The sequence below is a fragment of the Anoxybacillus sp. UARK-01 genome, assembly GCF_002075365.1.
In the GTDB taxonomy this organism is placed as follows: Bacteria; Bacillota; Bacilli; order Bacillales; family Anoxybacillaceae; genus Anoxybacteroides; species Anoxybacteroides rupiense.
Genome location: NZ_NASY01000050.1, coordinates 40,875 through 62,075 on the forward strand (window position 1 = coordinate 40,875; position 21,201 = coordinate 62,075).

Genomic DNA, 21,201 nt, shown 5'->3' on the forward strand with positions numbered 1-21,201 from the left:
AAATTTTTGATAGAAGCAGCAAAAATAAGCAAAGCGATCCGCAGCCGTTCATCTGCGCGATCGCTTTGCCCCATTGACGTTTTTCATGGCGCTCATCCATGTTTTTATCAGCCAAAAGCGAGAATCGATTATCATGACAGCGAGCATTCTGCTCCATGCTTGACCACTAATAAAGCTTCCGCTAATTTCATGCAGTTGCTGAAAGGAATTAGCTGTTCAAAAGAGAATTCATAAATGGATTGGATTTTTTTAGCAAGCGTATAAGCATCATGGCATTCATGAACAGCTTGAATCACATCTACCGCCTCCGTTTCATAGGCTTCTACTCCGTAGCCAAACGGGTCCCAGCGCTGAATCATCTCAAGCAATGTTTGATTGGTTTTCGCCGCATTCATCGCATGATCCGCCTTTCCTTATGAGATGATAAACCAATTATAATCGATCACACGGATCAAAATAAAGCGGTGGATGGAGCCTTTCTTTTAGCGTGGGCATCGCGGCTTTTTTGGAGGCTCTTTCTCAATCAGAAAAAAATAAGCCATGATGGTCATCCTTCGCTCAGTGATTATTTTGCAAGAAAGGGGTTATTTACCATGTATTCATTTGACGATATGATCGAGCGGCGGCACACCCACTCGGTAAAATGGGATGAAGCAGAACAAATATTCGGGGTTCCAGACGTATTGCCAATGTGGGTAGCGGATATGGATTTTCAAGCTCCTCCTCCTGTCATCAAAGCGCTCACTGACCGTTTGGAGCATGGGGTATTTGGTTACACTGCCATCCCTCACTCGTTAAAAGAAGCACTCGCAGAATGGCTGAAAAACCGACATCAATGGACGATTGAGACAAATTGGATCTCATTTTCTGCTGGTGTTGTTCCAGCGCTAGCAACATGTATCGAAGCTTTCACTTCCCCAAATGATGCGATTGTGGTTTTCACGCCAGTATATCCTCCTTTATTTCAACTTGTACAAAAAAATGGGCGAAAACTGTTCAAAAGTCCCCTTCTTCTGACTGAGGGTGGATATCAAATCAACTGGGACGATATTAAGGAAAAGTTAAAAGGGGCCAAAATGCTGCTTTTATGCAGCCCTCATAATCCTGGGGGACGAGTATGGACCAGAAAAGAATTGGAGACTCTAGGATCTCTCTGCTTAGAAAATAACGTGATCGTTGTATCCGATGAAATTCATGCGGATTTAACATTTTCGCCATTTCGCCACACTCCGTTCGCTTCCATAAACGAAGCCTTCGCCAGCATAAGCGTGACATGCTTGGCACCGACGAAAACATTCAATTTGGCTGGCTTGCAATCAGCGAGTGTGATTATTCCAAATCGCGATTTAAAAAAACAATTCGATCAAGTTCAGCATCGGCGCGGCTTTTTTACACTTAACACATTCGCCACTGTTGGAGCGGAAGCCGCCTACCGTTATGGAGGTCCGTGGCTTGATGCACTATTGGAATATTTAAAAACCAATATAGACCGTACATGCACGTTTATTCACAATTCTTTCTCAGGCGTACAAGCCGTTCGTCCAGAAGCAACATACCTTATCTGGATCGATTGTCGCGGCCTTGGAATAACAGAAACGGAGCTTAAGCAGCGGCTTCTCCATAAAGGGAGAATTGCTGTGGAAATGGGCAGCAAATTCGGTGATGAAGGACGTGGATTTATCCGTCTTAACATCGCCTGCACAAAACAAACGCTTGAAAATGCCTTCGAACGACTTCGGGACGCTTTCGAGGGACTGTAAGCCTATTTTTCTGCTTTGAAACTCAAAAACCTTGACGAGCAATAGCTTGGATTGAAAGGATGGGATATAGATGAAAACGATGGTCATAACAGATTTTGGTCCGCCGGAGGTCATGAAGTATACGGATATACAGAAGCCAGACATTTCACCTAGCTTTTAGCAACTGGACAGCTAAAAATGAAAATCGGAAAACCATTTATGCGGAAAGAAGCGATCGAAGCGCACCATTAGCTCGAAAGCAGAAGTAGCGTCGGAAAGATTTTATGGACGATTCGATAAACCTCCCCACCTCCACTTCGCTTAGAGGTGGGAGACTTCTCGATGGATGGTGTTAGAATGCGAAAAATATGAAAAGGGAATAGAAGCGCCATTCCCTTTTCATATATAGCGAAATCAAAAATATCTGCTCTCTTGGACAGAAGCGAGTCTACTATTCATTCTTATCACCTAAACACATCATCCAAGCCTCTTCATGTTGCTTCCCGACAAATTGCTTGATCGGAATCGATCTAAAAAAGATGAAACACAACACTTTATTAAAAATGAAAATAAAAATGAAAAAACTTGCAAAGAAATCCTCTATTCTTTATCGTTTGATCTCGCCACAGGCAATTCGATCTCCCGCATCTCCCGCCGGCTGAGTCATTCCATCATCTTGGCCTGCATGAATCACTAGAGCGGTGCCTGCTTTGGTTAGTAATGTCTCCTTACCTTCCTTTAGTGTCACCTGCGGGGCCATCAATTCCGTTTTTACAGTTCCGTCCTCTTTCACCATAATGTTGGGCAAATCACCGGCATGCGCTCCTTCTGGATGAAGTAAACCGTGCTTTTTCTCATCAGGATTATAATGGCTGCCAGCTGACTGAAAGTCTGGTTTTTTGCAGCTGGCTTTTTCATGAATATGAATTGCATGCGTCCCCGGAGGAAGCCCCTCCAAATCTAATGAAATTTTGACCCCTCTCGGCTGCTCGGATAGCTTCGCCGTCCCCAATACTTCGCCTGCACGATTCACCATTTTGACATTGAGCTTTGTTGGCGCAGACTGCTTGCAGCCGCTGGCAAGCACAAGTATAGCCAATAACACATATAATCTTTTAAACACAAAATCCCTCCCGCCTCTTTTTTCATGCAGTATTTCCAGACGAAAGGGAATTTAAACGATTATTTGTCATCTTGAATAATGTTTTCTCTTCTGAGCTGCTCTTCAAATTGCTTCGCTTTTTCTTCCTGATATTTTGAAATTTTAATAATAAGCCGCATCGTTAAAAGAGCAGCGATTAAAAATAAAGTACACGTAATAGCCGCTGGAATGTATTCACGCTTGTCTTCCGGAAAATATAAAAATAAGTTAAGGATATATGGAATCATCATTTCGTCAGCCTCTCATTCGATAAAATCTTGGCAAGATTGATTATAACAAAAACAAACAAGCCAAACCACTGCACATGGTGACTTGGCCTATTATAACGCAAATTTTTTTAGCAGCTGGCTAAAGTCTACACGCTCGCCAATCGTTGGCTGCTCTGGCTTCGCTAAATATTTTTTATCCTTCTCTACTAAATTAAAAATATTATAGGTAGTAAACGCATCATCTAGCGCACAATGCGCCTTTCCGACTCCTTCTTTTCCATACTCTTGAACCGCTTTGCGCAGCCCAGTTTGATTGCGTTCTCCAAAAAACATTTTATATTCCATCGCTAAATCACGGTGTTCACCGGTAAACGGAAAAGGGAGATTGGCTTGCAAACAATTATGCCTTAGCACTTTCATATCCATGTTTCCCCAAGTAACAACGGTATTCGGGCATAAACGGTCATATTCCTGCAACCAATGTACGAGCTCTTCAAAAGAAATTCCTTGATCAACTTGTTCCTGCGCAATGTTCAAAAATGACTTACATCGCTCCGTCAAAGTGGGAAAATGAACTGGCTTGACATAGGAAGAAAATTGGTCATAGACTTGGCCATTGATGACCGATACAAGGCCGGCTTCAATGATTTCTGGAAAAAAACCGCGCGGCTTTGTCTTGTTTTCAGGCATCGTGAATTCAAAATCAAGAAACAAATATTGATGGTCCTTCGCCTGCATGATTGTCCCTCCTTTCTCCACACTCGTTCGCCATGATTCATCACTCGGACGATGATCGTACTTTTATTATATCATGAGATTCCATTCTTTTACTTATTTTTTCAGAAAATAAACAAAAAAGGGCGAACGTACGCCTCTAAAAATTTTTTGAGTCCCTATAAAGAAAAAGCTATAATAAACATTGGGGAATATACTGTCAAAGAAAGGGGAACCATCGTTGAAAAATGTCGTCATTCATAAAATCGTGACCTTGATTTTTACGGAGGAACAATTGAAAGCATATTGGGAAAAGAAAAAAACGGGTGTGCCATTTGTTTCGTTGACAAATGAGCAATATATGAAATTGGCTGAGGAAATGCTTCAGCATTCGTCTCATAGCCAGCTGCAGCAGCATTTGATCGACCAGGGCTGGCGAACAAAAGAAGAAGCCGAAGGACTTGTCGTGGCGGAAGACGATTCGCGCGAAGCGATTCATGTAGAGATGGTTGATACATCCATTCCGCAGCGCCCATCGCATAAGCTATTTATTGATCGCTTGACGGAAGTGCAATGCTCGAATTGCCAGTTTATGTTTTACACAAGAGACATTGAGAACTCATCCCCTTTGCTTTGCCCTTCCTGTGGACAAACTATTCAATAAAGAGGTGAAAACCATTGCATGACACAGTAGCAGCAGAAGTTTCAAATGTGCAATATTCTGCAGCAATCGCTATTTTTTTAGTCACCTATGCCATCATTATTTCAGAAAAAATCAATCGCGCGGTGATTGCCCTTCTTGGAGCCGCACTCATGGTGATTTTTGGAATTGTTGATTTGCATAAAGCCTTTACTCATCACATTGAGTGGGAAACCATTACATTATTAATCGGAATGATGATTCTTGTGAACATTACCAGCAAATCCGGCTTTTTTCAGTATGTAGCCATTAAGGCCGCTAAAGCCGCTAAAGGTAATCCCGGCCGCATTTTAGTGATGTTATCTTTGCTGACAGCTGTATTATCAGCTTTTCTTGATAATGTCACAACCGTCTTGCTTATCGTCCCGGTGACGTTCTCAATTACGCGTATCCTTCGCGTGAACCCAGTTCCTTATTTAATCTCTGAGGTGCTTTCCTCAAATATCGGCGGTACCGCTACTCTGATCGGCGATCCCCCCAACATTATGATTGGCTCAGCAAATAAACATCTAGATTTTAACGATTTTTTAACGAATTTGGCTCCCATCATCGTCATTATTATGCTTGTAACGGTGGCTATCTTATTTTTGATTTATCGACGCCAGTTAAAATCCGATCAAAAATTAATTGAGCAATTAATGGAACTGAATGAGAGCGATTACATTAAAGATAGCGTCTTGTTAAAAAAGTCCGTCACCGTCTTAGTGCTAACGATTTTGGGATTTATTCTCCACTCTTCTATTCATGTCGATGCAGCGGTGATTGCAATGACTGGCGCGACGATTCTCATGGTGATTGGAGTGCAAGAGCATGAGATGGAAGATATCTTTTCTTCAGTAGAATGGGTGACGATCTTTTTCTTTGCTGGGTTATTTACATTAGTAGGAGGGCTTGTCGATATCGGTTTGATTAAAAGTCTCGCTGAAAAAGCATTGGATGTGACAGGAGGCAATATTTCAGTCGCTGCCTATTTTATTCTTTGGGTTTCAGGAATCGCCTCAGCAACTATTGATAATATCCCGTTTGTCGCCACGATGATTCCGCTGATTAAAGATATGGCAGCAGGAATGGGATTGTCGCCTGATGCTCCGCAAATTGATGTTTTATGGTGGGCGTTAGCGCTCGGAGCCTGCTTAGGAGGAAACGGCACTCTCATCGGTGCCTCGGCTAATGTTATTGTCGCTGGCATCGCTTCACGAGAAGGACATGGATTCAGCTATATGGATTTTTTGAAAATCGGTGCTCCTTTAACGCTGATCACTTTGCTTCTATCACATTTGTATTTATTTTTGCGCTATCTAATGTAGTAAAAAAGAGCGAGTTCATGCTAATGACTCGCTCTTTTCTGTTTCATGCTCATGACGTATAGTGAGCCTTCCCACATACACTCGGTTAAGAGGGGGAGAGGGTCGTCTAGCATGCCCTATTGCTGCCAACTAACCATCGGACTGCGTTGGAACGTATTTTAGTTTTTGAGATACTTGAGAAGCCAAACATCTCAGATTGCAAATAAAATCCATTTTTTCTTTAACCATCTAAGCATCCATTCATTTCCCTCAGATTGTCTTGAAAACACTTGTCAGATAAGGAACAAAGCTAAGCATTGAATCAAGACGTTCATAAGCGGACGAACAAAACAAGTGATGCAACATGAAAGCATTTGTCAACAGTCTGATGTTTTATTCATGATCGAGTTGCTTTCGTCCAACCTCTTGTGCATCCCGTAAATCATAATCGCTTCCTTCATCATCTGAACTTACATGGATCAGATCCTCACGAGCACCTTGTTGGCTTGCCCTCTCAATATGGCTTCTATCTTTCTCCGGTTTCACCATCAATCCCCCCATATTCTCGCTATTGAAGCATTTATAGTAACCCATGGTAATGATACTGAATCAGCATCTATACAAAAGTAAGCAAACCATGATCTCGTTGCGGCGGCACGCTTTCATGCGAGTGAGGCAAGCCACCGATTTGCCTCTAACCGGTAGACTGTACAGATACTATTTGTTCCATTTTTCATTTGTATTTATATATTTTCTAAAAACGACCGCATTATTCAAAAAATTAATTGACAGTCAAGCAATTGTTCGATACGATTTTGTTAACCAAATAAACAAGGAGGTTCACATATGACATCAAAACCGTCATTCCGTGCATTTGATATGACATTAATCGCCATGTTCGCAGCCTTAATGGCCATTGGAGCCAATATTACTTCTTGGGCACCATTTTTAGTCATTGGCGGAGTACCGATTACATTGCAAACGTTTTTTTGTTTGTTTGCCGGTGCTGTTTTAGGACGGCGCCTCGGCGCCTTTGCCATGATTGTATATATGCTCGTCGGTTTAGTTGGCGCACCTGTATTCGCCCAATTTTCTGGTGGATTCAGCATGGTTGTCCGTCCGACATTCGGCTTTATTCTATCCTATATTTTAGCAGCATATATCACTGGTTGGATCGTCGAAAAAGGCAACCCGTCTCCTTCTGTCGTTCGTTTTGTTGTCGCTGCACTCATCGGAATGATCATCAATTATGTAATCGGTACAAATTGGATGTTTTTAGCGTATAAATATTGGGGACAAGCTCCAGAAGGATTCTCTTATAGCATGGCATGGGCCTGGATGCTCGTACCTCTGCCAAAGGATATTATATTATCCATCGTCGCCGGCGTAATATCGCCTCGAATTTATGCCTCTCTTCGCAAATCGTTCGCAGCCAATCGACATGCAGCATAATTGAAAAAACCGGGCGTAAAATCAACGCCCGGTTTTTCTTATAAGAATAATTTAAATAATTGGTAAATAAATCCAGAAATCAACGCTGAAACAGGCAGAGTGATAATCCATGTGAGCACAATGCGCTGTGCGACTCCCCATTTTACACCTTTCACACGCTGTGCCGCACCAACCCCCATAACAGCAGAAGAAATGACGTGAGTCGTACTCACCGGCAATTTAAATGTCGTTGCCGCAAAAATAATAAGGGCAGAAGAAAGGTCAGCTGCCGCCCCGTTGACAGGACGAATTTTCATAATCTTTCCGCCAACGGTTTTAATGATTTTCCAGCCGCCAACGGAGGTTCCAAGCCCCATGGCAATGGCTGCTGAGAAGCGCACCCACTCTGGAATGTCAGTGGAGTGATGATAATTTCCAGCAATTAATGCCATCGTAATAATCCCCATCGCTTTTTGCGCATCATTCGTCCCATGTGTATAAGCCTGCATCGCTGCCGTCAACACTTGAAACATGCGAAATCCCTTGGTCGTTTTGGAGAGGTTGGCGTTTTTAAACGTTATTCGGAATAAATTCATCATAATAAATCCTACGCCAAATGCAAGAAACGGAGAAAGGATAAGGGATTGTAAAATTTTCAAAAATCCTTCGTAGTTCAAAACGTCAAAACCGGCTGCTGAGATAGCAGCTCCGGCAACAGCCCCAATAATCGCATGAGAAGAGCTGCTTGGAATTCCGTAATACCATGTAATTAAGTTCCAAGCAATCGCTGCTGTCAGCGCTGCTAAAATAACAACGGAACCATTCTCTAAGGCAAACGGGTCAACAATATCTTTCGTAATCGTTTTAGCAACCCCTGTAAAAGTTAAAGCACCGATTAGGTTCATCGTCGCTGCTAAAATAATCGCTTGACGCGGCGTCAGTGCTCTTGTCGAAACTGATGTTGCAATCGCATTCGCTGTGTCGTGAAAGCCATTAATAAAGTCAAAAGCTAACGCAAAGATGACAACTAAAGCTGTAAGTATGAACACCGTATCCATAAAAGAACAATCTCCTTTTACGCGTTGCGCATAATGATGGTTTCAATGGTATTGGCAACATCCTCACAGCTGTCAGCGATCTCTTCTAGCATTTCATACAATTCTTTATATTGGATCAATTTAATTGGATCTTTTTGTGTCACAAATAAGTTTTTAATAGAGGCTCTTAAAATTTCATCACATTTTGTTTCATAATCTTTGATTTTTATGGCATGTACCCGCATATCAAGCAGTTTTTTGCTTGCTAACAGTTTCAACGCTTTAGCGATTTCAATGGTACTTTGATAAATATTTTCAAAAAATTTCGCCATATGGTCATCAATATCGGTAAACGAAAACATTTCAAAACGAGCAGAGCATTGCTCAAATCCATCTAATACATCATCCATTTTCATCGCTAATTGGTGAATATCTTCCCGTTCAATCGGCGTAATAAATGTCTTATTTAAAGCAACGACAAGCTCATGAATAAACGAATCGCCTTTCTTTTCATACTCTTTCATGACACGTGCAAACTCTTTGAGATCACTAATGTTATTGATTTTGTATTCAACAAAATACTGTGCTGCCTCTTTTACATTCTCCGAAATTGTAAACAATAAATCAAAAAAGACATCTTTTTTTGGTGCAAAAACCATAAAAAAACCCCCATTTTATGTAACTAATGTTGAGCCACCCTGTCTTATTTTATCAATAACCGTCGAATTTACAACAATTTAAAAAAAAATTAACACTAAATTTACATTATCTTTACATTTGGATGAACGATTCGCTCGTATTCGTCTTAGAGTTAACATATCTACTAAAAAGCCTCCCACCTCTAAATGAAATGGAGGTGGGAGTGGTTCAGCGTAGCAGCAGCAAGCTTAACAAAAAACTTTGTCTCATTTAATCATTTTGATTTTTCCCTTCGCCGATCTGAGACACGGAACACAGCCGAGTGCGGCAAACGATGTAGGATAAAAAGTTCTCAACAGTCTGAAGAAGCCGCTGATGAACGGCTTCTTCTCCTTACTGGAAACGCTCGACGAAAGTAGCAAGAGTGCGCACCATCACACCGGTTGCACCGGCCGGCCCTAAATCATGGTCTTTCGATGTAACGGAGGTACCGGCAATATCTAAATGTACCCAAGGAGTGTTCTCAGCAAATTCAGCGAGAAAGGCTCCGCCCATAATCGCGTGGCCTTCGCGTCCTGGAGAGTTGTTGAGATCAGCGATCGGACTATTGCGTACACGTTCCTTATCTTTTTCTGTAATTGGCAGGCGCCAAATACATTCACCGGTTTCCACTGATGCCTCTAAAAGCTGCTCAAACATTTCCTCATGATTCGTCAGCGCGCCTGTAGTATGGACACCAAGCGCAATAATGACGCCCCCTGTTAAGGTAGCTACATCGATAATGTAGTTCGCACCATGATGCTTGGCATAAGTAATGGCATCCGCTAAAATCAAGCGCCCTTCTGCATCAGTATTCTTAATTTCAATCGTTTTACCGCTCATGGATGTAATCACATCGTCCGGTCTAAACGCATCAGCGCTAATTAAATTATCAGTAGCTGGGATGACGGCGATCACATTTTGCTCCGGCCGGAGTTCACCGATAATTTCCATCGCACCAAGGACAGCGGCTGCACCGGCCATATCGGTCTTCATACCGACAATTCCATCCTTTGTTTTAATGGAATAGCCGCCTGTATCAAAGGTTACTCCTTTTCCGACAAGCGCGATGACATTCTCCCACGCTTCCTTCCCTTGGTACTTCAAAACAATCATTTTCGGCGGTTCCGACGACCCTTTATTAACAGCCAACAGCGCTCCCATTCCGAGCTTTTCCATTTCCGCTTTTTCCAGCACCTCGTATTCAAACTTATATTTTCGCGCCAATTCTACTGCATAATCGGCCAAATCTGTCGCCGTTAATAAATTACTTGGTGTATTCACCAGCGTCCGAGCTGAATTGGTAGCCCTTCCATAAACAGAACCGACCAAAAGGCTCGCTTCCACTTCTTTAGGGTCCGCCGCTGTATAGACAGTCATCTCTTCCAGTTTCTTTTCTGGTTCATTTGATTTTTGTTTATATCCGACAAATTGATATGTCGCCAGCGCAAACGCCTCAGCAAAAGCGTGAGCTGCCTCGCTAGCATCAAGATTTTCGGTAATAAACGTATCGAGAGCCACTGCTGCTTCTGTGAGCTTTTCTCCTTTTAACATTTTAAACAGCCGGCCAATCGCTTCTCGTAATCCATCAAATGTCAGGTCTGATTCCTTGCCTAATCCTACAAAATAAAGGCGCTTGATATTCAATTGCCCTAGCGTATGTATTTTAGCAATTTGCTTTCGCTTTGGAGAAAGATCTCCTTCTTTCAACAATGCTGTAAGTTGTCCATTTAACTGTTCATCCCAAGCAGCCAGCACACCACCCAATGCGCTCTGCCGCTCAAATATCCCAACAATACAAGCCTCATGCTTTGTTTCATTTAGAGACTCCTGAACCACTTTAAACATGATATGAATCCTCCTTTGTCTGATTTTTCCTCTATCATCATACAATGCATCATCCCATTTCGCTAGCCAGCTAATCTTGTAGCACTAATACAAGCTCAGGAAGAGAAGGCAGACGATGAATCTGAGAAAAATCCACTCGCTCAATATCTGCTGGAATCAAGTCAAGACAGCGCTCAATAAAGCTGTATACCGCTTCTACATCCAGCCCCCAATGGATGGGCCGATAAGGCTGCAAATAGTTTTGGGCAGCTTCCATCATCATCCGTGTTCCTTTCACATTGCCATAGCTATAATGATATAAAGCTACCGTCATTTGCAGCAATCCTTTAATGAAAAAATTGCTTTTATCCTCCATCCAAATTTCTTCCAATAAATCATGGCACGTATAAAAATCTCCCTCGTTAAATTTCACAAAAAACTCATAATACGCAAGCGGATACACGCTTCTCCCTCCCCTTTTTCAGCATATCACAAGGAAACCGCACAGCAGAAGAAGAATACACCATTATGGAATAAAAAAGAGGTGATAATCATGAGAATCATTTCCATATGCCCAAGCAATACAGAACTGCTCGCTTACCTAGGAGGCTTAGAGAATTTAATCGCCGTGGACGATTATTCGGATTGGCCAAGAGCAGTACATTCCCTTCCTAAAGTGGGGCCTGATCTAAAGATCGATATGGATGCAGTCGAAGCGATGAATCCAGATCTTGTGCTTGCTTCCTTAAGCGTGCCAGGAATGGAGAGAAACATTGCTGAGTTGCAAAAACGACGTATTCCTTATATCGTCTTCCAGCCAAATTCGTTGAATGATATTGCTTCCGATTTGCTTTTATTAGGAGAAGCAATGCACAAAAAAGAACAAGCACAAAAAATCGTCACTCGTTACCAAGCATTTATCCATCACTATAAGCAACTAGCTAAAAAGATCGAGACGCCGACCTCTCTCTACTGGGAATGGTGGCCAAAACCTGTATTCACTCCTGGAGGAGCAAATTGGCTTACTGAAATAAGCGTGCTAGCGGGAGGAACGAATGTTTTTGCTGATATCGAGGCAGCCAATATCCAAACAGACTGGAATGAAGTAAAAAAACGAAACCCGGAACATATTTGCCTTGTTTGGGTTGGAGTGAGAACGGAAAAAATCGATCCAACCATCGTCAACAAGCGTCCCGGATGGAGCGAAATCCAAGCAGTAAAAGCAGGGCGCATTTCCGTCCTCGAAGAATCTTTATTTTGTCGTCCTTCACCAAGGCTACTGCTCGGATTAAAAAAGCTTGCTGCTTTGCTTCACCCTGACATATTTCCAGAATATGATCATATCGACCCTTTACTTCACGAAAAAAGACAAAGTCACTGTTGACTTTGTCTACAACCATTTTAACATTCTTCATTGATGATGGCGGTCTCACACCAGACTGGCTTGAAGCCACTTGGCAGACAAGAAACATGGCCGAGTGCTTGAGACGTACGAGAACAGTGACGCAGGATGGAAGCATTTATAAACAATCTGAAGGGCTGTCATGAACAGCCCTTCTCTATTTTCATTAACTTTCCGATTTCAAATATTGTTGCCGAAACACTTGCATGGCTTCATCCTCATTTAATTTAGTTAGCTCTTGCTCGGATAATGTCCCATTTCCTTTTTTCACAATATAAACTTTTACCGTTTTCTTGCCCCAATGTTTGTACACATCATCTACTGTATGGTAGTATAAATCAATGCGGTTCCCTTTAATAGCCGCTCCTTTATCTGCCACTACCCCATATCCATATCCCGGAATAAACAAAATCGTTCCAATAGGAAACACATTTAAATCAGCAGCAATCGTTGAAAAGAGATCTCGTTTGACTCGTACACCTGAATAAGTAATGCCGTATTCCGGATGGTTCGGCGATTTCCCTGTCGATTCCACGCCTGCTGTATAGCCAGTCGCAACAACAGTAGTGGAAGGGTATTGCGACCAATCGATCGCTTCCTCTAAGTTTAGCGAGTGATTCATCGTTTGTTCGGATGAAATTTGCGGCTGCACCCGCTCTTCATATCGAGTCCATTGCTCATTTGCTAATGCATGGTTGTCTATCTCGAAGTTATCAAAAAAAGAATAACTGCGTTGAAAAAATGAAACGGATGAATTATAAAGTGAGTGAACAATTGTCTTCGCTTCTACTCCAGAAACAGATTGAAATGTAGTAAAAAGCGCGCCGATAAATAAAAGCGTCATACTCATTCTTCTAATTATATTCATTTCCTCACTCCTCCCATGGTTCTATTTATTTCCACAGGGAAAACGAAATATTCACCGGGGGAAGAATGAGAAAATAAAAAAGACTCTCGCTTATTCAGCGAAAGTCTTAAAACATTTGATATCCTTTAGCACGCAGCGCCCGAATCGCAATTCCGGCAAAAATGGCGCCGACAAGCCCGCTGCTAAGGATCATAACATCAGCAGGCGCCAGCGATAGTATTTTGTGTTTGAGCGCAGTAAACGAAGCGCCTGGATGAGTAAAATATTCTGTCCATCTCACATCATCAATAATAAAAATAAAGACAATCGGACTTAAAATGGCCATAATCCACGACATTCTTAAAATCATATTCAATAAAAAGCCAATCCCAAAAAATAACACAAAAAACAATAACATGGATATTAATAAAACGGGTACGCTCATTTCCATCCCCATCACCTCCAGTACATCCTTCTTAAGTGTACTGAAACGTAGAATGGGAGTCAATGAAAGCATTCATATAAGCGCTTTTGCATAGCAAAATGCTAGAGGCAAGCATGTAAACTTGCCCCCAGTTATCATTTATTTACGATTTTTGCTATCGGTTCCTTTTCCAGAGCAGCAATAGCATGTTTCTGAACCGCCTAACAACAATTGAACGTAACCATTTCCTTCACAATATGGGCATACCGTTGATTCTGTCTTTTTCATCATGTCATCCCTCTTCCCTTTTCTTAATTTTCTGATAATATATCAAAGATCTATACAAAAAGAAAAGGAGCATTTCGGACGATTTCCCTCGATGTAAACGGATACATTGGCAAAATCCTTTCATTTCCTTCGATTTTCTTAATTTTTTGAATTTTTGAAATAAACGTGGTATTTTGTATATCCGAATGGTTCACCCGGATCCAATCCGTTATGAAAATGGAAATAGGATAAAGGCCATGCTTTCAGCAGATGCTGCAGCAAAGTCGACGCACTTGAATCACTCAAAAGAGACTCTTTCGATAAAAACGCCGCTGTCCATAGTTCATCTTGTTGGATGACCATTTTTTTGGATAAAGCCTTCAACAAAAAAATCATCATATTGTCGCTGATTTCATCATCTATGACTCCTGTGCGCAATCCAATCAATCCGATCACTTCGGCTTGGATTCCTGTTTCTTCCTCCACTTCCCGGATCACCGCTTCATCTGCTGTTTCTCCACGCTGCACGAATCCTGCCGGCAATGACCATTGTCCTTGCAATCCGCCATACTTCTTCTTGACAACAAGCCAATCCCCCGCATCATTTAGTACGATCCCTGCCGCCGCCAACCACACATGCCCACGCTTCTTTTTCATATAGCTCCAACCTCTTTTTCCTTCAATTTTAAAAAAAGGGCAAACAAAAGCTTGTTTGCCCATACAATTTCTTTATTAGAAGAACTTAAATTTTCCTTTTTTCATAACGAGAGATGGACCGCCGATCAAGTAGAGGGCACGATTGTCAACCATTTTTTTCATAAAGCTTGCTTTTGCCCCCCACATCTTTTTACCAAACACAACGCCAATAGCGTCGTCATGCCCAAGCGAACATACCGTTCCTTTAATATCTGGCTTAAATGGCTGCAGTTCGCCCTGTTCGCGAATTAAAACGGCAAGGTTTTTCGCGCATAACTCGCCTTGCTGCATCGCAATTTGTGCTGTAGGCGGATATGGGCGATTCGTTTCTTCATTAATCATTAGTGAACAGTCGCCGACAATGAATACGTTATCATAACCAGGAGCGCGCAAGAACGGATCCACTTTTACACGGCCCCGCATTGCTTCAAAGCCAGATTCATCAATGACATAGCTTCCACGCACACCCGCGGCCCAAACGACTGTGCCTGCTTTGATTTCTTCAACTTCGTCACCTTTCGCAACCACAATGCCCTCTGGTGTACATTCTTTAATGGCTGTTCCGATTTTAAACTCTACTCCTTTGCGCTCCAACAAGCTAACCGCATATTCCACAAGCTCTGGATCAAAGCCAGGAAGAGCTGTCGGAGCAGCCTCAACGCAAATGATGCGCACTTTTTTCGGATCCACATCATATTCACGGCAAAGCTCTGGAATGCGGTTTGCCAGCTCGCCAAGAAATTCGATACCCGTAAATCCAGCACCGCCAACAACAATCGTTAAACGCTCATCGCGCTTTTCTTCTTCTGTATGATAGGTCGCAAATTGATATTCGATATGCTCGCGAATTTGGCGGGCGGCATTCACGTTAGCAATAGAAAATGCGTACTCTTTTAGCCCTTTAATGCCAAATGTTTCAGATTCGAAACCGAGCGCAATGACTAAATAATCGTAAGTTAATTCGCCGTTTTGTAAAATCACTCGCTTCTCTTGCGGAACTACTTTAACAACCGTATCTTGCACAAATTGCACTTTGCTGCGATCAATCACATCAGCGATTGGATAGCGCACGCGATCATGATGCAGCGTTCCAGCTGAGGCCTCATGCAACCACGTAGTTTCGTAGTGATAATTGTTTTTGTTGACAAGAGTAATGTTCGCTTCATTCACTCCAACAAACTTTTGCAAGCGCACCACGGTCATCAAACCGCCATAGCCTGCCCCTAAAATTACAACATTTGGCTTTTTCAACTCAATCACTTCCACCTTTTTATTTTTTATTTGCAGCATTTACCACTAGCGTGCACTTTCATGCTGCATTTTATTGAAAAAAAGTTTGTGAATAAATTCACGATGAGGGACAAAAAAATGTCGAATAATTGTCAAAAAATCTTAACAATCCATCCAAAAACATATTAGTCTTTTTTCGTATCGTTTTCAAGTGATTTTTTTCTTTTTTATAAAAGTAATGAATATGTTATGATGTAAGTGTCTGCATTTTTCATTGAGTAGGGGGGAGAAGGGGTCATGAAGGAAGACCAGAAGGTATATGATATTACGATTATTGGCGGCGGACCAACAGGGCTGTTTACAGCGTTTTATGGAGGAATGCGCCAAGCAAGCGTAAAAATTATTGAAAGCCTTCCACAATTGGGAGGACAGTTATCTGCTCTTTATCCAGAAAAATACATATACGACGTCGCTGGGTTTCCTAAAATTCGCGCACAAGAACTGATTGATAATTTAAAGGAGCAAATGGCCAAATTTAATCCGACCGTTTGCTTAGAACAATCCGTTGAAAAACTGGAAAAGCAGGATGATGGTATTTTTAAACTGACAACAAACAAAGAAATCCATTATTCGAAAGCTGTCATCATTACAGCTGGAAACGGCGCCTTCCAGCCACGACGCCTTGAGTTGGCAGATGCCGCTCAATATGAAGGGAAAAACCTGCATTACTTTATTGATGATTTAAATAAATTTGCGGGACAAAAAGTGCTTGTTTGCGGCGGCGGCGACTCGGCTGTCGATTGGGCGCTTATGCTTGAGCCAATTGCTGAAAAAGTGACCATTGTCCATCGCCGCGATAAATTCCGGGCTCATGAGCATAGTGTAGAGAATTTAATGAATTCCAAAGTTGTTGTCAAAACACCATTTGTGCCCGTTGATTTAGTCGGTGACGATGGGGGCATTCGCCAAGTGATTCTCGAAAATGCAAAAGACGGCTCAAAAGAAACGATTGATGTGGATGCCGTAGTGGTCAACTATGGATTCGTATCATCCCTTGGACCGATTAAAGAATGGGGACTTGAAATTGAAAAAAACTCCATTAAAGTAAACTCCAAAATGGAAACAAATATTCCAGGCATTTATGCAGCTGGCGATATTTGCACATATGAAGGAAAAGTAAAATTAATTGCCTGCGGCTTCGGTGAAGCGCCGACGGCAGTCAATAACGCGAAAGCCTATATTGATCCAAAAGCCAAAATACAGCCAATGCATTCTTCTTCTATGTTCTAAACCATCTGCGGCAGGGCGGTCGATTCCTAGACCTCCCTGCCGTGTTTTATTTTCTTCACAAATATGGAGCACAATGTTTATGGCAAATAGCACAAAAGAGCGCCCTTAGCATAAGGACGCCCTTTTTATAAAGAAGTTCGTCGCTAAATAGCCTTAGCACTCCTCCGGTGTTCCAGCGTTTGCCGCCGTACGGAACGACGATCCGCAGCCGCATGTGGCGATCGCGTTCGGGTTGTTGATTGTAAAACCTCCACCCATTAACGACTGTTTGTAATCGATAATCGTGCCTTTTAAAATTGGCACGCTTTCTTTATCAATCAATATTTTAATACCATGCTGCTCCAGCTCATGATCATCTTCATGGCGGTCATGTTCAAACCCCATGCCATATGATAATCCGCTGCAGCCGCCGCCCTTTACTCCTACGCGGAGATAAGCGTTCTCTTCTCCATGCTCTTTCATCATATCTTTAATTTGAAACGCCGCTGCTTCCGTCAACTGAATGACGTCGCTCATATCATTCCCTCCTTTTTCATTAGTATATCTGTTTTCCTATCACTTGTTCAAACGATTCAAATCGTCAGCCTCCATTTTGCTACAGCTTTAGCTTTATTTGGACAACTAACGATCATTTGGGCCAAAGATCCATTTACCGATTGAGATCAACACTTGGTCTTAGTACTCATACACACCTGTACAAATCGTTTCGGCAGGCCCTGTCATCAGCACATTTCCTTCCTCTGTCCAGGTAATAAATAAATCGCCACCTAACAGATGAACAACTGTTTCACGATTACGGGCCGTCCAACCATTCAGTACGGAGGCTACCACCGCTGCACACGCCCCTGTTCCGCACGCCTGTGTGACTCCTGAACCGCGCTCCCATACACGAAAGTGCAGTTCATGATCACTGACAACTTCTACAAATTCCACATTAACCCCCTCTGGAAACCGTTTGTCTTTTTCAACAATAGGACCAAGCGAGGTCACAGGAGCCTGGTGAATATCATTTACATAAAAAATGACATGTGGGTTCCCCATGGAAACAGCGGTCATCGTATATGTTTGATCAGCGATTCGAATCGGTTCTGCGACCACCTGCTCTGCTTCCTCTCCGATCATCGGAATTTCACTCCGCTTAAGGCGAGGGTGCCCCATATCAATAGTTACGTTAGTCACAAGGCCATTTTCCACAGAAACTTCGGCTTTCACCAGCCCTGACAATGTTTCAATAAAAAATGAGCGCTCCTTCACCAACTGATGCTCATAAGCATATTTCGCTACACAGCGAAGGCCGTTGCCGCAATTTTTTCCTTCGGAGCCGTCACTATTAAAAATCCTCATGCGCACAGGAGCGACGTTTGACGGACAAATTAAAATCAGTCCATCCGATCCAATCCCTGTGTGAACATTGGATACTTTGATCGCTAGCTCTGGCAAAAGCTCTTCTGGGATCGTCTCTTCAAACAAATTGACATATATATAACTGTTTCCTAAGCCGTGCATTTTCGCAAACGAAAAATTGCCCATTGTGCATCCTCCTAAAAATTTTGTACATATAAGTATAAACGCGATATTGTTGGGAAACAATGAAAATATCCCCCGTTTTTTCATATACACCTTTAAAAGAAGATGCTCTGGCATCTTCTTTTTTTGTGCTCTTATCTGTATAATAAATTTGTAATAGGCCTTTATCCTTAAATCAATCGCGGGGGAAGCATCATGGAAATAAATGAGTTATATGATCGGAAGATTTCTTGCCTTGTTTGTCATCAGCCATACACCACGAAAAAGATTCGCTCCCGCTTTCTTCGGCCAATAAAACACGACAGCGATTTTTGTTCATACTACCAGTCTGAAGACCTAAATCCGCTGCTTTATTATGTGAGTGTTTGTCCTCATTGCGGATTTTCGGTGACAGAAGATTTTTCTGCTTATTTCCCTCCTCAAACATTTGAAGCGATTCAGCAACATATTTGTCAGCTTTGGAGCGGACACAATTATAGTGGAAAGCGAACGTTTCAAGAAGCGGTTAGCACGTATAAGCTCGGGATTTATTCAGCTACGCTGAAGCAGGAAAAACACATTGTTCTTGCTGGCTTGTATATGCGTCTTGCTTGGCTTTATCGCACATACAAAGTTCCTGAACAAGAAAAGCGTTTTATGCGTCTCGCTTTACAGGAATACATGGCATCCTATAGCAACGACGATTTTCTTGGAACCCATATGTCTGAGGTGCGTATTCTTTATCTCATAGGTGAACTGCATCGAAGATTAGGTGAAACAAAACAGGCGATTTTATATTTTTCAAAAGTGATTGCGAAAAAGAAGGAAACCATTGAAACAGGGATTATTGCTATGGCTCATGAACGATGGCAGGAAATTCGCAGCGGCGAAAACTCTAACCATCAACACGGCGATGAACGGCTAAAATAAGCGCAAGTGGTCGATTTCTAGCACCAATGGCTCCCAAAAATCGATATGCATGCATTTATAAAGATTGAACGAATAAATCTTAGATTCAGAGCTTCTTGTGACTGATCTTTTCTTCATGCATTCGCATGGCAAAAATCTGACGAACTCTATGCTAACATATCAAGCGGCAACCATATAAAGAAGGATATTCAAAAAGCGGCTGTCTGCAGCCGCTTTTTTCTAAAACATTGGATTTTCCTCAAGAAATTTATAAATGTTTTCTACCAAATGCTCCGGCGTTTCCCCTGTTACTACTTCGCCGTTTACTAACGCAAAAAGCGACTGGCCGCATTTCCCGCAATAGCTTAGGCATCCATATTCAATGATATCTAGGTTCGGATCTTTTTCCAATTTTTCCAGCGCTTTTTGTGAACCATTCGCTAAGTTGCTTATACAAAATTCAATAATTGGCTGAATCAACGCTTGTCACCTCACTACCTGCTTTAAATGGTAACGATTTTTATCGTCGCCGTCAATTTATGACACTTTATTTCTTGATTCCGCCATCCTGAATAAAGAAAGTCCTTTATATATTTATCATTTTTTTCGAAAAATTATTGTGATTTTGTCACAATTTCGCTATACTTTTAATGTCATTTGGTCAACGTTTTGCGTGAAAAGACAACTACAAAAGGGGAATTCTAGCATGAGAAACCTCGTTCTGCTTGGTGGGGGCTATGGAAATATGCGAATTTTGCTTCGCCTTCTCCCAAACCATTTACCTGAGAACGTTCACATTACGCTGATTGACCGTGTTCCGTATCACTGTTTAAAAACGGAATACTATGCATTGGCTGCTGGTACCGTCAGCGACCACGATATTCGTGTACCTTTTCCAGAACACCCTCGCCTCACATATTGCTTTGGAGAAGTTGTTCGTATTGATTTGGATGCCTGTACGGTCTTATTGCATGATGGGACGACTGTAGCATATGATGATTTAGTCATCGGATTAGGCTGTGAGGATAAGTATCATAACGTCCCTGGGGCGGAACAGTTTACACATAGCATCCAGTCGATTGAAAAATCCCGTGTCACATATCAAACATTAAGCAATTTACCTCCGCAATCCACTGTCGGTATCGTTGGAGCAGGATTAAGCGGTGTCGAATTGGCAAGTGAGCTGGCCGAAAGCCGTCCTGATCTTCACGTGATGCTATTTGACCGCGGAGAACGAATTTTACCTATGTTTCCAGAGCGGCTCAGCCAATATGTCGAAACCTGGTTTCATGAGCATGGCATCAGCATTGTCCGCCATTCCAATATCACAAAAGTTGAAGAAGGCATATTATATAATCACGATGAGCCTATTCATTGTGACGCCATTGTATGGACAGCAGGAATCCAGCCAAGCCGGGTCGTTCGTGAGTTAAATGTGGAGAAAGACGGGCAAGGCCGCGTGGTCTTAACCAACCAGCACCATATCCCTGAATATGAAAATGTATATGTTGTCGGCGACTGTGCGAGCCTTCCTCATTCCCCAAGCGCACAGCTTGCGGAAGGACAGGCGGAGCAAATTGTTCAAGTGCTGCAAAGCCGCTGGCGCGGAGAAGAACCGCCAAACGAATTTCCGCCGATTAAGCTAAAAGGCATTCTCGGTTCTCTCGGCAAAAAGCATGGATTTGGCCTTGTCGCTGACCGCCCTTTAACCGGCAGAGTGCCGCGTCTGTTAAAATCTGGCGTTCTTTGGATGTACAAATATCATAATGGATATTGATGCAAAACGGCTCAAAATATCTTCAAACCCTTTGATCAATCAGTATTTGTTAAGTATAACTAAATTGAAT

At 42.3% G+C, this 21,201-nt stretch carries 25 protein-coding genes; 8 read left to right on the forward strand and 17 right to left on the reverse strand.

The genetic code is table 11. The features are described from left to right. Positions 1–131: 131 nt before the first annotated feature. Positions 132–395, reverse strand: a complete 264-nt coding sequence (locus B6A27_RS15870; RefSeq protein WP_044745093.1) for a DUF1871 family protein — start codon at positions 393–395, stop codon at positions 132–134. A 198-nt stretch (positions 396–593) separates the two neighbouring features. Here B6A27_RS15870 and B6A27_RS15875 point away from each other — a divergent pair, with 198 nt between their 5' ends. Then, positions 594–1,760, forward strand: a complete 1,167-nt coding sequence (locus B6A27_RS15875) for a MalY/PatB family protein (RefSeq protein ID WP_066148884.1) — start codon at positions 594–596, stop codon at positions 1,758–1,760. Positions 1,761–2,346: 586 nt separating this feature from the next. Here B6A27_RS15875 and B6A27_RS15880 read toward each other — a convergent pair. The 3 genes from B6A27_RS15880 to kapD form a co-directional block, all read right to left on the reverse strand. Continuing rightward, positions 2,347–2,862 (reverse strand): superoxide dismutase family protein, encoded by a 516-nt coding sequence (locus tag B6A27_RS15880; protein WP_080862623.1) that lies wholly within the window; start codon positions 2,860–2,862, stop codon positions 2,347–2,349. 59 nt (positions 2,863–2,921) lie between these two features. Continuing rightward, complete coding sequence (locus B6A27_RS15885) at positions 2,922–3,131, reverse strand: hypothetical protein (protein ID WP_066148880.1); 210 nt, start codon at positions 3,129–3,131, stop codon at positions 2,922–2,924. A gap of 90 nt (positions 3,132–3,221) precedes the next feature. Further along, on the reverse strand, positions 3,222–3,848 hold the full coding sequence (kapD, locus tag B6A27_RS15890; protein WP_066148879.1) for a 3'-5' exonuclease KapD: 627 nt from the start codon (positions 3,846–3,848) through the stop codon (positions 3,222–3,224). 217 nt (positions 3,849–4,065) lie between these two features. On the opposite strand from kapD, the gene B6A27_RS15895 reads away from it, so the two are divergent. Then, the gene (locus B6A27_RS15895) at positions 4,066–4,488 is read left to right on the forward strand and encodes a hypothetical protein (protein WP_044745098.1); all 423 of its coding nucleotides are present in this window, start codon (positions 4,066–4,068) and stop codon (positions 4,486–4,488) included. Between the two features lie 14 nt (positions 4,489–4,502). After that, entirely contained in the window at positions 4,503–5,831 is a 1,329-nt protein-coding gene (locus B6A27_RS15900) for an ArsB/NhaD family transporter (protein WP_080862624.1), read from the forward strand. A 372-nt stretch (positions 5,832–6,203) separates the two neighbouring features. Here the strand turns inward: B6A27_RS15900 and B6A27_RS18880 are convergent, their stop codons facing one another. Continuing rightward, positions 6,204–6,356, reverse strand: a complete 153-nt coding sequence (locus B6A27_RS18880) for a hypothetical protein (protein ID WP_172798626.1) — start codon at positions 6,354–6,356, stop codon at positions 6,204–6,206. A gap of 300 nt (positions 6,357–6,656) precedes the next feature. Between B6A27_RS18880 and B6A27_RS15905 the strand changes: the two genes are divergently transcribed. Beyond that, positions 6,657–7,262 carry a biotin transporter BioY gene (locus tag B6A27_RS15905; protein ID WP_080862625.1) on the forward strand — a complete coding sequence of 202 codons (606 nt, stop codon included), beginning with the start codon at positions 6,657–6,659 and terminating at the stop codon, positions 7,260–7,262. A gap of 38 nt (positions 7,263–7,300) precedes the next feature. On the opposite strand, the gene B6A27_RS15910 is transcribed toward B6A27_RS15905, so the two are convergent. The 4 genes from B6A27_RS15910 to B6A27_RS15925 all read right to left on the reverse strand — a co-directional run bounded on the left by B6A27_RS15910 (position 7,301) and on the right by B6A27_RS15925 (position 11,246). Continuing rightward, positions 7,301–8,299 (reverse strand): inorganic phosphate transporter, encoded by a 999-nt coding sequence (locus B6A27_RS15910; protein WP_080862626.1) that lies wholly within the window; start codon positions 8,297–8,299, stop codon positions 7,301–7,303. A 17-nt stretch (positions 8,300–8,316) separates the two neighbouring features. Beyond that, a complete protein-coding gene (locus B6A27_RS15915) occupies positions 8,317–8,937 on the reverse strand; it encodes a DUF47 domain-containing protein (protein ID WP_044745103.1) in 621 nt (206 codons plus the stop codon). Between the two features lie 373 nt (positions 8,938–9,310). Further along, complete coding sequence (locus B6A27_RS15920; protein ID WP_080862627.1) at positions 9,311–10,804, reverse strand: leucyl aminopeptidase; 1,494 nt, start codon at positions 10,802–10,804, stop codon at positions 9,311–9,313. Between the two features lie 70 nt (positions 10,805–10,874). Beyond that, positions 10,875–11,246 (reverse strand): DUF309 domain-containing protein, encoded by a 372-nt coding sequence (locus tag B6A27_RS15925; protein ID WP_044745105.1) that lies wholly within the window; start codon positions 11,244–11,246, stop codon positions 10,875–10,877. Between the two features lie 90 nt (positions 11,247–11,336). On the opposite strand from B6A27_RS15925, the gene B6A27_RS15930 reads away from it, so the two are divergent. Then, a complete protein-coding gene (locus B6A27_RS15930) occupies positions 11,337–12,167 on the forward strand; it encodes a cobalamin-binding protein (RefSeq protein ID WP_080862628.1) in 831 nt (276 codons plus the stop codon). 184 nt (positions 12,168–12,351) lie between these two features. Here the strand turns inward: B6A27_RS15930 and B6A27_RS15935 are convergent, their stop codons facing one another. The 5 genes from B6A27_RS15935 to B6A27_RS15950 all read right to left on the reverse strand — a co-directional run bounded on the left by B6A27_RS15935 (position 12,352) and on the right by B6A27_RS15950 (position 15,679). Further along, positions 12,352–13,053 (reverse strand): 3D domain-containing protein, encoded by a 702-nt coding sequence (locus B6A27_RS15935; RefSeq protein ID WP_066148862.1) that lies wholly within the window; start codon positions 13,051–13,053, stop codon positions 12,352–12,354. Positions 13,054–13,159: 106 nt separating this feature from the next. Continuing rightward, on the reverse strand, positions 13,160–13,483 hold the full coding sequence (locus B6A27_RS15940) for a YuiB family protein (protein ID WP_044745108.1): 324 nt from the start codon (positions 13,481–13,483) through the stop codon (positions 13,160–13,162). 132 nt (positions 13,484–13,615) lie between these two features. After that, positions 13,616–13,744, reverse strand: a complete 129-nt coding sequence (locus B6A27_RS18735) for a YuiA family protein (RefSeq protein ID WP_159720923.1) — start codon at positions 13,742–13,744, stop codon at positions 13,616–13,618. Positions 13,745–13,882: 138 nt separating this feature from the next. Next, positions 13,883–14,380 (reverse strand): NUDIX domain-containing protein, encoded by a 498-nt coding sequence (locus B6A27_RS15945; protein ID WP_080862632.1) that lies wholly within the window; start codon positions 14,378–14,380, stop codon positions 13,883–13,885. Between the two features lie 75 nt (positions 14,381–14,455). Further along, positions 14,456–15,679: an NAD(P)/FAD-dependent oxidoreductase gene (locus tag B6A27_RS15950; protein WP_080862633.1), complete on the reverse strand. Its 1,224-nt coding sequence runs from the start codon at positions 15,677–15,679 to the stop codon at positions 14,456–14,458. A 267-nt stretch (positions 15,680–15,946) separates the two neighbouring features. Here B6A27_RS15950 and B6A27_RS15955 point away from each other — a divergent pair, with 267 nt between their 5' ends. Next, complete coding sequence (locus B6A27_RS15955; protein WP_066148859.1) at positions 15,947–16,939, forward strand: NAD(P)/FAD-dependent oxidoreductase; 993 nt, start codon at positions 15,947–15,949, stop codon at positions 16,937–16,939. A gap of 153 nt (positions 16,940–17,092) precedes the next feature. Here B6A27_RS15955 and erpA read toward each other — a convergent pair whose 3' ends face one another. Both erpA and dapF read right to left on the reverse strand, forming a co-directional pair. Further along, positions 17,093–17,455, reverse strand: coding sequence for an iron-sulfur cluster insertion protein ErpA (gene erpA, locus B6A27_RS15960; protein ID WP_080862629.1), 363 nt, complete (start codon positions 17,453–17,455; stop codon positions 17,093–17,095). A 159-nt stretch (positions 17,456–17,614) separates the two neighbouring features. After that, entirely contained in the window at positions 17,615–18,469 is an 855-nt protein-coding gene (gene dapF / locus B6A27_RS15965) for a diaminopimelate epimerase (RefSeq protein WP_044745112.1), read from the reverse strand. A gap of 192 nt (positions 18,470–18,661) precedes the next feature. Between dapF and B6A27_RS15970 the strand changes: the two genes are divergently transcribed. Continuing rightward, positions 18,662–19,375 (forward strand): DUF2225 domain-containing protein, encoded by a 714-nt coding sequence (locus B6A27_RS15970; RefSeq protein ID WP_249218696.1) that lies wholly within the window; start codon positions 18,662–18,664, stop codon positions 19,373–19,375. A 219-nt stretch (positions 19,376–19,594) separates the two neighbouring features. On the opposite strand, the gene B6A27_RS15975 is transcribed toward B6A27_RS15970, so the two are convergent. Next, positions 19,595–19,834, reverse strand: a complete 240-nt coding sequence (locus tag B6A27_RS15975; protein WP_044745114.1) for a YuzB family protein — start codon at positions 19,832–19,834, stop codon at positions 19,595–19,597. A gap of 226 nt (positions 19,835–20,060) precedes the next feature. Here B6A27_RS15975 and B6A27_RS15980 point away from each other — a divergent pair, with 226 nt between their 5' ends. Further along, complete coding sequence (locus tag B6A27_RS15980) at positions 20,061–21,131, forward strand: NAD(P)/FAD-dependent oxidoreductase (RefSeq protein WP_080862630.1); 1,071 nt, start codon at positions 20,061–20,063, stop codon at positions 21,129–21,131. The last annotated feature ends 70 nt before the right edge of the window (positions 21,132–21,201 follow it).

What these genes read in the sequence shown, in the direction of transcription:
- kapD (WP_066148879.1), bottom strand. Translation starts at nt 3,848, where the DNA reads ATGCAGGCGAAGGACCATCAATATTTGTTTCTTGATTTTGAATTCACG.
- B6A27_RS15935 (WP_066148862.1), bottom strand. Translation starts at nt 13,053, where the DNA reads ATGAATATAATTAGAAGAATGAGTATGACGCTTTTATTTATCGGCGCG.
- B6A27_RS15970 (WP_249218696.1), top strand. Translation starts at nt 18,662, where the DNA reads ATGGAAATAAATGAGTTATATGATCGGAAGATTTCTTGCCTTGTTTGT.
- B6A27_RS15920 (WP_080862627.1), bottom strand. Translation starts at nt 10,804, where the DNA reads ATGTTTAAAGTGGTTCAGGAGTCTCTAAATGAAACAAAGCATGAGGCT.
- B6A27_RS15980 (WP_080862630.1), top strand. Translation starts at nt 20,061, where the DNA reads ATGAGAAACCTCGTTCTGCTTGGTGGGGGCTATGGAAATATGCGAATT.
- B6A27_RS15870 (WP_044745093.1), bottom strand. Translation starts at nt 395, where the DNA reads ATGAATGCGGCGAAAACCAATCAAACATTGCTTGAGATGATTCAGCGC.
- B6A27_RS15885 (WP_066148880.1), bottom strand. Translation starts at nt 3,131, where the DNA reads ATGATGATTCCATATATCCTTAACTTATTTTTATATTTTCCGGAAGAC.
- B6A27_RS15915 (WP_044745103.1), bottom strand. Translation starts at nt 8,937, where the DNA reads ATGGTTTTTGCACCAAAAAAAGATGTCTTTTTTGATTTATTGTTTACA.
- B6A27_RS18735 (WP_159720923.1), bottom strand. Translation starts at nt 13,744, where the DNA reads ATGAAAAAGACAGAATCAACGGTATGCCCATATTGTGAAGGAAATGGT.
- dapF (WP_044745112.1), bottom strand. Translation starts at nt 18,469, where the DNA reads ATGGGCAATTTTTCGTTTGCGAAAATGCACGGCTTAGGAAACAGTTAT.
- B6A27_RS15945 (WP_080862632.1), bottom strand. Translation starts at nt 14,380, where the DNA reads ATGAAAAAGAAGCGTGGGCATGTGTGGTTGGCGGCGGCAGGGATCGTA.
- erpA (WP_080862629.1), bottom strand. Translation starts at nt 17,455, where the DNA reads ATGAGCGACGTCATTCAGTTGACGGAAGCAGCGGCGTTTCAAATTAAA.
- B6A27_RS15910 (WP_080862626.1), bottom strand. Translation starts at nt 8,299, where the DNA reads ATGGATACGGTGTTCATACTTACAGCTTTAGTTGTCATCTTTGCGTTA.
- B6A27_RS15955 (WP_066148859.1), top strand. Translation starts at nt 15,947, where the DNA reads ATGAAGGAAGACCAGAAGGTATATGATATTACGATTATTGGCGGCGGA.
- B6A27_RS15940 (WP_044745108.1), bottom strand. Translation starts at nt 13,483, where the DNA reads ATGGAAATGAGCGTACCCGTTTTATTAATATCCATGTTATTGTTTTTT.
- B6A27_RS15905 (WP_080862625.1), top strand. Translation starts at nt 6,657, where the DNA reads ATGACATCAAAACCGTCATTCCGTGCATTTGATATGACATTAATCGCC.
- B6A27_RS15875 (WP_066148884.1), top strand. Translation starts at nt 594, where the DNA reads ATGTATTCATTTGACGATATGATCGAGCGGCGGCACACCCACTCGGTA.
- B6A27_RS15930 (WP_080862628.1), top strand. Translation starts at nt 11,337, where the DNA reads ATGAGAATCATTTCCATATGCCCAAGCAATACAGAACTGCTCGCTTAC.